This window comes from Chelatococcus asaccharovorans (genome assembly GCF_003201475.1).
Classification (GTDB): Bacteria; Pseudomonadota; Alphaproteobacteria; order Rhizobiales; family Beijerinckiaceae; genus Chelatococcus; species Chelatococcus asaccharovorans.
Map to the genome: position 1 here is coordinate 140,718 of NZ_QJJK01000011.1, position 13,212 is coordinate 153,929.

The 13,212-nt window shown below is 66.7% G+C and carries 12 protein-coding genes; 9 read left to right on the forward strand and 3 right to left on the reverse strand.

Annotation, left to right across the window (positions count from 1 at the left end; genetic code table 11):
* Window positions 1–30: 30 nt before the first annotated feature.
* Window positions 31–1,761 (forward strand): GMC family oxidoreductase, encoded by a 1,731-nt coding sequence (locus C7450_RS24350; RefSeq protein WP_110377065.1) that lies wholly within the window; start codon window positions 31–33, stop codon window positions 1,759–1,761.
* Between the two features lie 339 nt (window positions 1,762–2,100).
* Here C7450_RS24350 and C7450_RS24355 read toward each other — a convergent pair whose 3' ends face one another.
* Window positions 2,101–3,279 carry a citrate/2-methylcitrate synthase gene (locus C7450_RS24355; protein ID WP_245450086.1) on the reverse strand — a complete coding sequence of 393 codons (1,179 nt, stop codon included), beginning with the start codon at window positions 3,277–3,279 and terminating at the stop codon, window positions 2,101–2,103.
* A gap of 85 nt (window positions 3,280–3,364) precedes the next feature.
* On the opposite strand from C7450_RS24355, the gene C7450_RS24360 reads away from it, so the two are divergent.
* Window positions 3,365–4,441 (forward strand): citrate synthase/methylcitrate synthase, encoded by a 1,077-nt coding sequence (locus C7450_RS24360; RefSeq protein ID WP_110377066.1) that lies wholly within the window; start codon window positions 3,365–3,367, stop codon window positions 4,439–4,441.
* A 226-nt stretch (window positions 4,442–4,667) separates the two neighbouring features.
* On the opposite strand, the gene C7450_RS24365 is transcribed toward C7450_RS24360, so the two are convergent.
* Window positions 4,668–5,588, reverse strand: a complete 921-nt coding sequence (locus tag C7450_RS24365) for a dihydrodipicolinate synthase family protein (RefSeq protein WP_110377067.1) — start codon at window positions 5,586–5,588, stop codon at window positions 4,668–4,670.
* Window positions 5,589–5,599: 11 nt separating this feature from the next.
* Window positions 5,600–6,274: a GntR family transcriptional regulator gene (locus C7450_RS24370; protein ID WP_110377068.1), complete on the reverse strand. Its 675-nt coding sequence runs from the start codon at window positions 6,272–6,274 to the stop codon at window positions 5,600–5,602.
* A gap of 113 nt (window positions 6,275–6,387) precedes the next feature.
* Here C7450_RS24370 and C7450_RS34935 point away from each other — a divergent pair, with 113 nt between their 5' ends.
* The 7 genes from C7450_RS34935 (at window position 6,388) to C7450_RS24400 (ending at window position 13,164) form a co-directional block, all read left to right on the forward strand.
* The gene (locus C7450_RS34935; RefSeq protein WP_267209854.1) at window positions 6,388–6,519 is read left to right on the forward strand and encodes a hypothetical protein; all 132 of its coding nucleotides are present in this window, start codon (window positions 6,388–6,390) and stop codon (window positions 6,517–6,519) included.
* Between the two features lie 39 nt (window positions 6,520–6,558).
* Window positions 6,559–7,761: a mandelate racemase/muconate lactonizing enzyme family protein gene (locus C7450_RS24375; protein WP_110377069.1), complete on the forward strand. Its 1,203-nt coding sequence runs from the start codon at window positions 6,559–6,561 to the stop codon at window positions 7,759–7,761.
* A 189-nt stretch (window positions 7,762–7,950) separates the two neighbouring features.
* Entirely contained in the window at window positions 7,951–9,534 is a 1,584-nt protein-coding gene (locus C7450_RS24380) for an ABC transporter substrate-binding protein (RefSeq protein WP_110377070.1), read from the forward strand.
* Between the two features lie 21 nt (window positions 9,535–9,555).
* Window positions 9,556–10,602 (forward strand): ABC transporter permease, encoded by a 1,047-nt coding sequence (locus tag C7450_RS24385; protein WP_110377071.1) that lies wholly within the window; start codon window positions 9,556–9,558, stop codon window positions 10,600–10,602.
* An 8-nt stretch (window positions 10,603–10,610) separates the two neighbouring features.
* A complete protein-coding gene (nikC, locus tag C7450_RS24390; RefSeq protein WP_245450087.1) occupies window positions 10,611–11,522 on the forward strand; it encodes a nickel transporter permease in 912 nt (303 codons plus the stop codon).
* Window positions 11,519–12,400 (forward strand): ABC transporter ATP-binding protein, encoded by an 882-nt coding sequence (locus tag C7450_RS24395; protein ID WP_245450088.1) that lies wholly within the window; start codon window positions 11,519–11,521, stop codon window positions 12,398–12,400. Before nikC ends, C7450_RS24395 begins: the two co-directional genes overlap by 4 nt.
* Window positions 12,397–13,164, forward strand: coding sequence for an ABC transporter ATP-binding protein (locus tag C7450_RS24400; protein ID WP_110377073.1), 768 nt, complete (start codon window positions 12,397–12,399; stop codon window positions 13,162–13,164). The genes C7450_RS24395 and C7450_RS24400 overlap by 4 nt, the downstream gene beginning before the upstream one ends.
* Window positions 13,165–13,212 lie beyond the last annotated feature (48 nt).

Below are 13,212 nucleotides of genomic sequence, written 5' to 3' on the forward strand. Positions count from 1 at the left end.
ACGAAAGACCAGGTTCCTCAAGAGCACATCATGACGCAGCATTGGGACTTCATCATCGTCGGCGGCGGCTCCGCCGGCTGTGTCCTCGCCAATCGCCTGTCGGCCCGGAGCGCCAACCAGGTGCTCCTGCTCGAGGCGGGCGAGGACCATCTTCCCGGCCAGGAGCCGGACGAAATCAAGGACGTCTATCCCTATCGGGCCGCCTTCAACGCCAATTATCAATGGCAGGGCCTGAAAGCCTATTTCGAGCCCGTGCCGCACAACGACCCACGCCGGCCGCCGCTGAAGCCCTACGGCCAGGCGCGCGTCATGGGCGGCGGCTCGACCATCAACGGCGAGCTCGGCAATCGCGGCACGCCGGACGACTATGACGAATGGGCGGAGCTTGGCGCAGCCGGCTGGGACTGGGCCTCGGTCCTGCCCTATTTCCGCAAGCTCGAAACCGACCTCGACTATACCGGCCCGCTCCACGGCACGGATGGCCCCATCACCATCAGCCGCGTGCCCGAGGCGGTCTGGCCGGGCTTTACGAAGGCCGCGGCGGGCGCCTTCAAACGGCTGGGCTATCGCAATATCGAGGACCAGAACGGCTGCTTTGACGACGGCTGGTTCCCCATGGCCCTGACGACCGACCGCAAGCAGCGCCGGTCGGCGGCCATGGGCTATCTCGACGCGGCGACCCGCGCCCGCCGGAACCTGACGATCCGCGCGCGCGCCGTCGTCTCGCGCATCGTGATGGAAGACGGCCGCGCAGTCGGCGTCGAGGTCAATGGCGAGATCGTTCGTGGCCGGGAGATCATCCTCGCGGCCGGGGCGTTGCGCTCGCCGGCGATTCTGCTGAGGGCCGGCATCGGCCCCGCCGCCGATCTGCGCGCCACAGGCATCCCCGTCGTCCATGACCTGCCCGGCGTCGGCGCCAACCTGCAGGAACATCCGTCGATGTCGATGTCGGCCTGGATCAAACCCGGCGCGCGCATGGGCGAGACCCCGCGCCGCCATGTGCAGATGGCGTTGCGCTACACCTCGGACATGCCGGATGCGCCCGCCAACGACATGTTCACCGTCGTCGTCGCGAAATCCGCCTGGCACCCCATCGGCCGGCGGATCGGCTCGCTGTTCAGCTGGATCAACAAGCCCTATAGCCAGGGCTGGGTGAAGCTGACCTCGCCCGATCCCAATGTCTATCCGGAAGTCGCCTTCCAGCTCTTGACGGACCCACGCGACCTCACGCGCATGAAAGCCGTCTTCCGCCGGATGGCGGCGGTCTTCGCGACGCCGGAGATGCGGGTGGCCGCGCTCGACCCCTTCGCCTCAACCCATGGGGCCATGGCCGCGCTTGTCGGACAGATCAGCGCCCGCAACTGGCTGATGACCATCGGCCCCGCGCTCCTCACCGACGGGCCGGCGGCGCTACGCCGGCAGGTCATAGAGCGGCTCTTGGCGCCCGGCCCGGCGCTCGCGGCGGTTCTGGCGGACGACGACCTCCTGGAGGCCACCGTCCGCAAACACACCATCGGCGGCTGGCACGCCTCCGGCACCTGCCGCATGGGCGATCCCGGCGATCCGCTGGCGGTGGTCGACGCGAGCACGGGGCGCGTCATCGGTGTCGAGGGCTTAAGCGTTGTCGACGCCTCGGTGATGCCGACCGTGCCCCGCGCCAACACCAACCTGCCGACCATCATGATCGCCGAGAAGATGGCCAACCAGATCCTGGCGCGCCACCAGAGCGACAAGGCCCGGAGCTACCAGCTGTCGGCTTGAGGCGGGTGATCGTCCGCTCCGATTGAGGGGATGACACGAGGGAGCAGTCGCGCCGATCCCTCCCCCTCGGGGAGGGTGGCCTCGCGTCAGCGAGGTCGGGTGGGGTAACCCGGCCACAACGCTGAAGTTAGGCCAGCACGAGAACCTCCGTGTCATCCCCGGCGGTGGCCAAAGGCCGCCGGGAAGGGGATCCATGGGAGAAGATCCATGAGAAGAGGATCCATGAAGCTCGGCGCGCTCGATCTCTGGATCCCCTTCCCGGGCTGCTGCGCAGCCCGCCGGGGATGACACGAGCGCGAGAATGCGCCCTCAAGTTGAATGTCGATTGATCCTCGCCGCCTACTCCTCAGCGCCGTCGTAGCGGGCGCGGGGGCGGATGAGCCGTCCGTCCGCGAGCTGTTCCAGCGCATGGGCGATCCATCCGGCCGTACGGCCGACTGCGAACAGCGTGAAGGCCGCGCCGCGCGGCAGGCCCAAGGCACGCCTGAGGGAAACAAGCGCGAAATCGACATTCGGCCGCTTGCCGAGCGCGCCGACAGCGGCGATGAGCGCGTCACGCTCACCATCAGACGGCAGCCGGCCGAGCAGCGCGACCGCGCGCGGGTCGCCATCCGGGTAAAGCGGATGGTCGAAGCCCGGCAGGAGGTCGCCGCGCCACAGGCGCTCGTCGACCACGCGCGCGGCATCCCCCGTGCGCTCGATCTCGTCGAACAGGATTTCGACGAGGCTCGTGGTGCCGCCGTGGCGCGGTCCGCTCAGGGCCGCGAGCCCGCCGACGAGCGCGGCCGCGAGCGAGGCGCCGGTGGACGCGACGACGCGCACGGCAAAGGCGGATGCATTGAGCTCGTGGTCCGCCAGGAGAACGAGCGCCGCGCGCAGGTGATCGACCCGCCGATCGCCCGGATCAAGCCGCCAGGCCTCCGCCAATACCGCCTCGATCGGTGCGGTGCTTGGCGCACGGCCGACCGCGGCGCCGGCCATCGTCCGCAGCAGCGCAGCGCCAGCGGGCCAGATGAGACGCGGTTCGCGCCGCCAGAGCGTCGCGCTCGCGCCGGGCATCAGCGGCAGGAGTGCCGTGCATCGCTCCGGCAGGGGGCGCGCCGCCATCAACCGCGAGAGTTCATCCCACGCAGGCTCCACCGCCGGCAGGGGCGCCGCGAAGGGATCGCTGTCGCCGCAGCCCCAGAGCAAGGCGGCCACCGCCTCGAAGGAGGCAGTCGCCGCGAGCTCCAGCGCGTCATGGCCACGGTAGCTCAACCTGCCGCCTTCGATGCGCGTGATATGCGACGTAAGCACGGGCACACCCCAGTCGAGGGTGCTCGCCGCGATACGCTCAGGCTTCCGCCCCCGCCGCTTGCGCGTCACGAGGCCGTCGATATCGGTGGCGCTGTAGAGGCTGCGTCGCGGATCGCCCGCATCCGGCACGGCCCGCACCAGCCCTCGGCTCACATAGGCATAGAGCGTTGCGCGGCTGACACCGAGCCTCTCCACCGCCTCGCCCGCGTCGATGACGTCCACGGCACTGACCTTATATTGATAATATCAATCAATATTGACGATATGCATCGTTGGATCAAGTTATCTCCGACAAAGGAGACAAGCAATGTCTGTTGGACTTGATGACGTTGTCGCGGCCGAAACCGCCCTGAGCCATGTCGATGGCGAGGCCGGACGCCTGATCATCCGTGGCTTCGACCTCGAAGAGCTCGCCGGACGCCAGAGCTTCGAGGCGGTGTCGAGCCTGTTGTGGCGCGATCTGGCCGCGGCCGGCGACGCAATGGCCGTTCGCCACGCGCTCGGCGCGGCGCGCGTCGCAGCCTTCCCGATCGCCGAGCGCCTCCTGCCGATGAGCGCCGGCTTGAGCCCCGTGGAAGCGCTGCGACTGATGCTGTCCGGGCTGTCCGATGCCTCGCCCATTCCGGGCCATGTCCTTGTGACGGCGGCCATGCCGGTCTTCGTCGCCGCCATCACCCGCCATCGCGACGGATTGGCCCCGGTCGCGCCGGACGCGGCGCTGGGACAGGCGGCGGACTTCCTGCGCATGCTGCGCGGCCAGGCGGCATCGCCCGCAGAGATCCACGCGCTCGATACCTATCTCGTCACGGTCATCGACCATGGTCTCAACGCCTCGACCTTCACGGCGCGGGTCGTCGCGTCGACACGCGCGGGCATGGTCTCGTCGGTCATCGCAGGCCTTTGTGCGCTCAAGGGGCCGCTGCACGGCGGTGCCCCCGGCCCCGTGCTCGACATGCTCGATGAGATCGCCACGCCCGAGCGGATCAGGCCATGGCTCGAACAGGCGCTCGATAACGGCGAGCGGCTGATGGGCTTCGGCCACCGGGTCTACCGCGTGCGCGATCCCCGCGCCGATGTCCTGAAGCACGTGGCCGCGACACTGCGCGCCGGCGCCAACCGTATCCAGTTCGCCGATGAGGTGGAAAGGGCCGCGCTCGCCATCCTGGCGGAGCGCAAGCGCTCACGCCCGCTGCAGACCAACGTCGAGTTCTATACGGCACTCGTGCTGGAGGCCCTGGCCTTGCCGCGCGAGACCTTCACGCCCGTCTTCGCGGTGGGACGCGTCGCCGGCTGGGCGGCCCATGTCCTGGAGCAGGAAGCGGCGAACCGCCTGATCCGCCCGCAATCCCGCTATGTCGGCCCCTTGCCGAAAAGAGCGGCTTAAGTCGGGACGAAGGCGCTCGCGCGCTCGGCCCGTGTTATCCTCGGCGACGCGCTGCCTGACAAAACGCTGATTAAATCTGGCCCGCTGGGTTCCATCCTCAGTGTCATTCCCGGCGAAGGCCGAAGGCCTGAGGGAAGGGAATCCAGCTCACTTTTCAGGAGAGGTCGTGGTCATGGATTCCCTTCCCGGGCTGCTACGCAGCCCGCCGGGAATGACACGTAGGCTCTCAACCCGTCAGGCCCCAGCGCGCCATCTCGCTCTTCAGGATGTCCTTGTCGGCGGGATCGAGCACCGGCAGGCCGGGCAGGCGCACCGGGCCGACCGCCAGGCCGAGAAGGCCGAGCGCCTCCTTGACCACCGTGACATTGGCCCCGTTGCCGTATTTGGTGCGCAGGATCTCGAAGCGTGCGATCTCGGCCACGCGTTCGCGCGCCTGCGCATAGTCGCCGGCCTCCAGCGCGGTGTGGATCGCCAGGGAGCGCTTGGGGTCGACATTGACGAAGCCCGAGGTGAAGCCGCGCGCGCCGAGCGCATAGAACGGCGCCGCCCATCCCTCGGCCAGCCCGCAAACCCAGATCGCCGTCTCGGCGCTGCTGGCGCGCACGCATTCCGCCAGCAGCATCAGATTGGTCGTGGCGAATTTCACGCCGGCGACGTTGGGGTGATTGGCGATCGACAGGAGATCGTCCGGCTTCATCGCGTCCGAGCGCACATAGGCGACGAGCGGCAGCTCGACCGCATCGGCGATCGCGCGGAAATAGGCCGCCTGCGCCTGGGGTGCTGCAAAGGGATCGAGCGGCTGATGCGACATGACCGCATCCGCGCCGATCTCCTTGGCGCGGCGCCCGAGCGCAATGGCCTCCTTGAGCGAGCGCCCGACGGCTGCGGTCACGCGGCTGCGGCCGGCGGTCGTCGCAACAGCCGTGTCATGGACGAGGCGCACCTCATCCGGCGTCAGCGCGTAGAACTCGCCGGTATTGCCGGCGGCGACCACGTTATGGATGCCACCCGCGACGATTCGCTCGACGATATCGGCCAGAAGTGCGCGATCGACAGCCCCGTCACTGCCATAGGGCGTGACGTGCACGCCGGAAATTCCCGCGAGCGCCGTCCGCAATGCTGATCCCGATCCGTTGGCGTTTCCCATGTCCTCAACTCCTAGCGGCGTTCGAACGCCGTCTGTACGTGCTGCTTGCCTGACCGGACGATGTGATCGCGCATCGCCCGCTCCGCGCCGTCTTCATCGCGCGCTTCGAGAGCGGCCAAAATGGCCAGATGCTCCACGAGCGCACGACCACGCTCGTCCCTGTCGCCGAGCAGGAAGCGCCGGGCGGCCTTGTCGTAGATCAACTGCCCGACGAGGAGACGCTTGAGATAGTGGCAGCCGGACGCCGCGTGGATCGCGTCGTGGAACGCCTCGTTGAGCTCGATAAGCCGGCTGACCGCACCTGACTGCGTCGCCTTCTTCATCCCCTCGGTGATTCCACGCAGATTGTCGAGCGCCTCGTCGGTGATGCGGGCGGCCGCAAGGCGCGCCACCATGCTTTCGAGCGCCGCGCGCGCCAGCGCCATCTCCTCCGCCTGCCCGGCATCGAAGGTGACGCGGATGCCGCGCCGCGGCTCGGTCCTGACCAGCCCCTCGAGCTCAAGCCGGCGCAGCGCCTCCTTCAGCGGCGTGGTGGAGACGCCGAGCTCGGCCGCCACCTTGCGCTCGTTCAACAGCATGCCCGTCGGCAACTGCCCCGCGATGATAGCCTGGCGCAAGCGTTCATGGACGTGCTCGCGCAGGCCCTTCAGCAGGTTCGGATCAAGGGTCTCCAACGGGCGTTGCAAGAAGGCCTCTTCAAAAGCCGCCCGCGACGTCGCGGGCCAATGGATTGATGTCTGATATATTGCGACTTGATATATCAAGATTCATGAGCTAGGTCTAGTCACAGACGCGATCGATGCTCGGCGATCGGCGTGCGCCGGAATTCGCGGCAGCCCAGAGCTTCGGGCTGCCCCTGGCTTCAGGCGCGGATCTGTTCAAGGCAGAGCTCATGCGGGCCGACAGCACCGCGGGCGAGCTGCCGCGATAGGGCCCACATCAAGAAGCGACGGGCAATTGGAGGGCGCACATGAAGATCAATCGCCTGCGGACCTTTATGACGCGCGACAAGGACCGTCCGCGCCTTCTGGTCGCAATCGATACCGACGAGGGAATCACCGGCTGGGGTGAATGCTACAACCACGGGCCGGACCGTGCGCTCGCGCCGCTGCTCGACTATCTCTACACCTTCCTCGAGGGCCGCGATCCCCGGCGCATCGAGTTCATCATCCAGTATCTTCTCCAGCAGTCGCGCTTTCCACCGGGCGCCATGACCCTTGCGGCAATCTCGGCGATCGACCATTGCCTGTGGGACATTTCCGCCAAGGCGCTCGGCGTGCCGGTCTATATGCTGCTCGGCGGCAACGCGCGGGACCGGGTACGCGTCTATGCCGGCGTCTATACCGCCCCCGACGCGCCCGCCGCACGGGATGAATTCGACCGGCTCAATGAAGGTTGGGGCTTCACCGCCTTCAAGCTGAGCCCCTACCGCATCAATATCCATCAGAACAGATGGGGTGAAGTTGTGCGCACGAGCGCGGAATACTTCCGCAGCCTGCGGGAAACCGTGCGCAACGACTATGAAATCGCCTTCGACGCCCATGCCCGCATCTTCGAGCCGCATCAGGCCGTGCAGCTCGGCAATGCGCTTGCGCCTTACGATCCCATGTTCTTCGAGGAGCCGGTGCGGCCGGAAAACGTGGAAGTCTGGGGCGACATGAAGCGCCAGATGGCCTGCACGCTGGCGACCGGCGAGTCGCTCTACAACCGCTTCGAGTTCCTGCGGCTCCTGAACGTGCGCGGCGCCGACATCATCCAGCCGGATATCTGCGTCATCGGCGGCCTCCTGGAGATGCGCAAGATTGCGGCGATCGCCGAGGCGCATTATGTGACGGTTGCCCCGCACAATCCGATGGGACCGCTGGCCACCGCGGTCAACCTGCATTTCTCCGCCGCCCAGCCCAACTTCCGCATCCTGGAATACCGCCTGCCGCAGGGGCCCGGCTACTTCCTGCAGGGCGGCGGCGAGGAAAAGCCCGTGGAGCGCGAGGGCCTGGAGGGCACCTGGTACATCAAGGATCCCTATCTGCCGAAGGACGGCTATCTCGAACTCAGGCCGGACAGGCCGGGCTGGGGTGTCGAGATCGATGAGGACGTTCTCAAGACCGATGCCTATGTGCATTGGGAGCGGCGTGTCGCGACGCGCCCGGACGGCTCGACCGCCTTCCCGTGAAGCCCGCACCTCACATTCAGCCGCAACCGGCCATTGGCCACGCCGGGATTTGCGGTATTCTTTTCAATCAAGGGCGGGCCACGCAACGAGCCCGCCCCCGATAATCAAGATCAAGTGCCAATTCCAAGATCACGTGCATCGAAGGGCAAAAATGCCCGGCACCATCAGTCCATCGAGGGAGGACACCTTATGAGATACCGACTTCTGGCCGGGCTCGCGGCAGTGGCGCTGATCACCGGCGCCGGCGGCGCCTTTGCTGCGTCTCCACCCAACGCGCTCGTCATAGGGACCAATCTCGGCGCCATTCCGGCGCTCGATCCGGCCGCCATCAACGCGCGCACGGTGTCGGAAGTCGTCTCGAACCTCTATGACAACCTGGTCATGGTGAACCCGGACGACCTCACCACCATCCGGCCGATGCTGGCGGAGAAGTGGACGATCTCCGACGACAAGCGCACGATCACCATGACGCTGCGCAAGGACGCCACGTTTGCCTCCGGCAATCCCGTGACGGCCGAGGATGCGGCCTGGACCATCCAGCGCGTCATCAAGATGGGCGCCGTCGGCTCGACAGACATCGCGCTCTGGGGCTTCACCAAGGACAATGTGGACAGCCTGGTCACGGCGACCGACCCGCAGACGCTCGTCATCAAGCTGCCCGAACCGGTCTCGACCGATCTCGTGCTCTACTCACTGGCCGGCGCCTCGCTCGGCATCATCGACAAGAAGACGGCGCTCGCCAATGAGAAGAATGGCGATCTGGCGCAGAACTGGCTGAAGAGCAACAGCGCCGGCAGCGGTCCCTTCAAGCTCACGCAATGGCGGCCGAACGACATCCTGCTGACGGATGCGCGCGCCGACTATTGGGGCGGTGCCCCGGCGATGAAGCGCGTCGTCATGCGCCACGTGCCGGAATCCGGCAACATGCGTCTGCAGCTCGACGCCGGCGACATCGACGTCGGCCAGTATATGGCGAGCGGCGACATCGAGGCGCTCGAGGCAAAGGGCGCGACGATCGATCCCGGCCCAGGCCTCGGCTTCTACTACATCGCCATGAACACCCAGGATCCGGACCTCGCCAAGCCGAAGGTGCGGGAAGCGTTCCAGCACATCCTCGACTGGAAGCCGCTGGCTGCCACGACGATGAAATATAACGGCTTTCCGTGGCAGTCGATCATTCCGAAGGGCATGGCCGGCGCGCCGACGACTGAGCCCACCGGTCATGAATACGACCCGGAAAAGGCCAAGAAGCTCCTCGCCGAGGCCGGCTATCCCAACGGCCTCAAGAAGACGCTCTACCCCTCGTCGGATGCGCTGCTCAAGATGGCCGTCGCGCTCCAGGACAGCGCGCGCAAGGCCGGCGTCGAGTTCGAGATCGTCCCCGGCGAGCATACGCCCGATTTCCGCGCCCGGAAGTTCCAGGTGCTGGTCGGCAATTCCGGCACCCGCCTGCCCGACCCCTTCGGCACGCTCGTCCAATATGCCTATAACCCGGACAATCGCGACGAGGCGAAGCTCGGCGGCTATTACCTCTGGCGTACCGCGCTCGAGGCCCCGGAGCTGCTGAAGCTCGTCGATGAGTCGAAGGCCGAGACCGATCCTGAAAAGCGCAAGGCGATCTTCCAGCAGGTCGACAAAGGCTATCAGGCGCTCCCACCCTCGCTGATCATCACCCTGCAGCGCACGGACCCCTATGTCATCAAGAAGGGCGTGACAGGTTATGTCGGTCACCCCACCTGGTCGACACGCTGGTTTGACGTGAAAAAGAACTGACGTTTTGCTTCGAGGCGCCGGATGACGACTTACGAAGCCTTCAACAGACCGCAACGTTTCCTGCGCCTGCGCCAGTTCTCGGGCAAGGCCGTCTCCATCCTGGTCACGCTGGTCGGCCTTCTGCTGCTGACCTTCACGATGGGGCGGCTCCTGCCCGCGGACCCGGTCCTTGCCGTCACCGGCTCGGAGGTGGACAAGGCCACCTACGAGCGCGTCTACAACGAGCTCGGCCTCGGCGAGCCGATCTGGCGGCAGTTTGCATCCTACATCGGCCGGATGCTGACCGGTGACATGGGACAATCCCTGACCACCGGCCGGCCGGTCGCACAGGATCTTCTCACGGTATTCCCCGCGACCATCGAGCTCGCCCTCGTCGCGATGCTGTGCGGCACGCTAATCGGCGTTCCGCTCGGCATCGTGGCGGCCGTCAACCGTGGCAAGCTGATCGACCATATCGCACGGATTGTCGGCCTCGCCGGCCATTCCATCCCGATCTTCTGGCTCGGCCTGATGGCGCTCTTTGTCTTCTACGCGAAGCTGCGCTGGGTCGGCGCTTCCGGGCGCATCGACATCCTCAACGAGGGGCTGGTGCCGCCGATCACGGGGCTCATGCTGCTGGACACCGCCCTGCAGGGGGAATGGGACGTGTTTCGCGACGCGCTGTCCCATATCATCCTGCCCGGCGCCATCCTCGGCTACTATTCAGTGGCCTATATCAGCCGGATGACCCGCAGCTTCATGCTCGAGCAGCTCGGGCAGGAATACATCATCTCCGCGCGTGCCAAGGGGGTCTCGCGCCGGCAGATGATCTGGAGCCATGCCTTCAAGAACATCCGCGTCCAGCTCCTCACCGTGATCGCGCTGACCTTCGGCGGATTGCTCGACGGCGCGGTGCTGATCGAAACCGTGTTCGGCTGGCCGGGCCTTGGACAGTATCTCACCCGGGGACTGAAGATGAACGACATGAACGTGGTGATGGGCGCGGTGCTGCTCATCGGCATCGTCTTCCTGACGATCAACATCATCTCCGACAAGCTCTACCGCATCCTGGACCCGCGTACGCGATGACGGCGATCATGACATCCTCCGGTGCGCGGCCGAAAAGCTGGCTCAAGACCGATACCCCGAAGGACGCCTTCCAGGCCAGCGTGCAGCAGCTCTACCAGGGCTGGCGCCGCTTCACGATCCATCCGCTGGGGCTCCTGGGGCTCGGCATTATCCTCCTTCTCATCGCCACCGCCATCGCGGCCCCCTGGCTCACCCCTTACGATCCCGCCGCCCAGGACATGATGGGCCGGCTGCAGCCGCCCTCCGCGGCCCATTGGCTCGGCACGGATGAATTCGGGCGGGATGTTTTCACGCGGGTGGTCTACGGCGCACGCACGACGCTCTACATCATCATGCTGGTCACCATCATCGTGGCCCCGATCGGCCTGATCATCGGCGCCTGTGCCGGCTATCTCGGCGGCTGGGCGGACGAAGTGCTGATGCGCGTCACGGACATCTTCCTCTCCTTCCCAGGCCTCGTGCTGGCGCTCGGCTTTGCGGCGGCGCTCGGACCGGGCATCACCAACGCCATCATCGCCATCGCGCTCACCGCCTGGCCCCCGATGGCGCGTCTGGCCCGCGCCGAGGCGCTCTCGCTGCGCAACGCGGATTTCATCGCGGCCGTGCGCCTGCAGGGGGCCTCGAGAACGCGCATCATCACGCGCCACATCCTGCCGATGTGCCTGCCGTCGGTGATCGTGCGCATCACCCTCAACATGGCGGGCGTCATCCTGACGGCGGCGGGCCTCGGCTTCCTCGGCCTCGGCGCGCAGCCCCCGATGGCCGAATGGGGCGCCATGGTCTCCACCGGCCGCGAATACATGCTGGATTCCCCATGGGTCGTGGCCGCGCCCGGCATTGCCATCGCCGTGGTCAGCCTCGCCTTCAACCTCGCCGGCGACGCGCTGCGCGACGTGCTCGATCCGAAGGGTGGCGAATGATGGACACAGCGAAGACCGCGACCAACCCTCTGATCGAAGCCAAAAATCTGCGCATCGCCTTCGGGCGCGGCGAGGCGGCGGTGGAGGTCGTGCACGGCATCTCGTTCACCCTGGGGCGCGAGAAGCTCGGTATCGTCGGCGAATCCGGCGCCGGCAAGTCGACCATCGGCCGCGCGATCATGCGCCTGTCGCCACCGGGGGCGCGCGTCACCGCCGATCGGCTCACCTTCAAGGACGTGGACCTGCTCAAAGCGAGCGAGAAGGAGATGATGCGCCTCAGGGGCCGGCGCATCGGCCTCATCCTGCAGGACCCGAAATATTCGCTCAATCCGGTCGTGCCGGTGGGGGAGCAGATCGCCGAGACGTGGCGGCTGCATCATCCGGGACGCGCAGGCGCGCGCGAGGCGGCCGAGCGCACGCTGTCGATTCTGGAGGCTGTGAAGATCCGCGATCCCAGGCGCGTCGCGAAGCTCTATCCGCACGAGATTTCCGGCGGCATGGGCCAGCGCGTGATGATCGCCATGATGCTCATCGCCGGTCCCGATGTGCTCATTGCCGACGAGCCGACGTCGGCGCTCGACGTCACCGTGCGGCTCGAGGTGTTGACGCTGCTCGACGAGCTCATCGAAAGCCGCGGCCTCGGCCTCATCCTGATCAGCCATGATCTCAATCTGGTGCGCCGCTTCTGCGACCGCGTCGTCATCATGTATGCCGGGCGCATCATGGAAACGCTGAAGGCCTCCGAGCTCGACAAGGCCGAGCATCCCTATACGCGCGGGCTCCTCGGCTCCCTGCCCTCGATCCACAGCGAGCAGCGCCGCCTGCCGGTGCTCACGCGCGATCCGGCCTGGCTTCTGGGAGCGGGAGCGGCGCGATGATCGAGGTCAGGGATCTCAACATCCGCTTCGCCCATGACGCGCCACTCGTGGTCGCAGGCCTGTCGTTCAAGGTCGCGACCGGCTCGACCTTCGGCCTTGTCGGCGAGTCCGGCTGCGGCAAGTCCACCGTGCTGCGGGCGCTGGCCGGCCTCAACACCACCTATGACGGCGAGATCCTGCTGGATGGCACGCCGCTGCCGCCGCACCGTCCGAAGACCTTCTTCAAACGCGTGCAGATGGTCTTCCAGGACCCCTACGGCTCGCTCCATCCGCGCCAGACCATCCAGGCGCAGTTGCTGGAGCCTCTGCGCAACCAGGGGATCCACAAGCCCCTCAGCGTCGTCGGCGAGGCGCTCGAATCCGTCGGCCTTCCCCGCGCCGCCGCCTTCCGCTTTCCGCATCAGCTCTCGGGGGGCCAGCGCCAGCGCGTCGCCATCGCCCGCGCGCTGATGCTCGAACCTGAGGTGCTGCTGCTCGATGAACCGACATCGGCGCTGGACGTCTCGGTCCAGGCGGAGATCCTCAACCTGCTGATGGACCTGCGCGATGCGCGCAATCTCACCTTCGTGCTGGTGAGCCACGACCTCGCGGTCATCGCCCATATGTGCCACGACATCGCGGTGATGCAGGGTGGCCGCATCGTCGACAGCTTCGACGCCGCACAGTTGCGCGCCGGCACACTCAACCATCCCTATACGCGCGAGCTGCTGACGGCGAGCGAGGCCTATGGCGAGGGGCCCGCGCCGCAGGTTGAGCTGGCGTGAAGCGTGCAGGACTGGATCCCCTTGCCTTGGGCTGAAGCCCTCGCCGGG

Excerpts from the sequence above, each read along its gene's own strand:
- C7450_RS24395 (WP_245450088.1), top strand. The coding sequence starts at position 11,519 with ATGATGGACACAGCGAAGACCGCGACCAACCCTCTGATCGAAGCCAAA.
- nikC (WP_245450087.1), top strand. The coding sequence starts at position 10,611 with ATGACATCCTCCGGTGCGCGGCCGAAAAGCTGGCTCAAGACCGATACC.
- C7450_RS24375 (WP_110377069.1), top strand. The coding sequence starts at position 6,559 with ATGAAGATCAATCGCCTGCGGACCTTTATGACGCGCGACAAGGACCGT.
- C7450_RS24360 (WP_110377066.1), top strand. The coding sequence starts at position 3,365 with ATGTCTGTTGGACTTGATGACGTTGTCGCGGCCGAAACCGCCCTGAGC.
- C7450_RS24380 (WP_110377070.1), top strand. The coding sequence starts at position 7,951 with ATGAGATACCGACTTCTGGCCGGGCTCGCGGCAGTGGCGCTGATCACC.
- C7450_RS34935 (WP_267209854.1), top strand. The coding sequence starts at position 6,388 with ATGCTCGGCGATCGGCGTGCGCCGGAATTCGCGGCAGCCCAGAGCTTC.
- C7450_RS24400 (WP_110377073.1), top strand. The coding sequence starts at position 12,397 with ATGATCGAGGTCAGGGATCTCAACATCCGCTTCGCCCATGACGCGCCA.
- C7450_RS24350 (WP_110377065.1), top strand. The coding sequence starts at position 31 with ATGACGCAGCATTGGGACTTCATCATCGTCGGCGGCGGCTCCGCCGGC.
- C7450_RS24385 (WP_110377071.1), top strand. The coding sequence starts at position 9,556 with ATGACGACTTACGAAGCCTTCAACAGACCGCAACGTTTCCTGCGCCTG.
- C7450_RS24365 (WP_110377067.1), bottom strand. The coding sequence starts at position 5,588 with ATGGGAAACGCCAACGGATCGGGATCAGCATTGCGGACGGCGCTCGCG.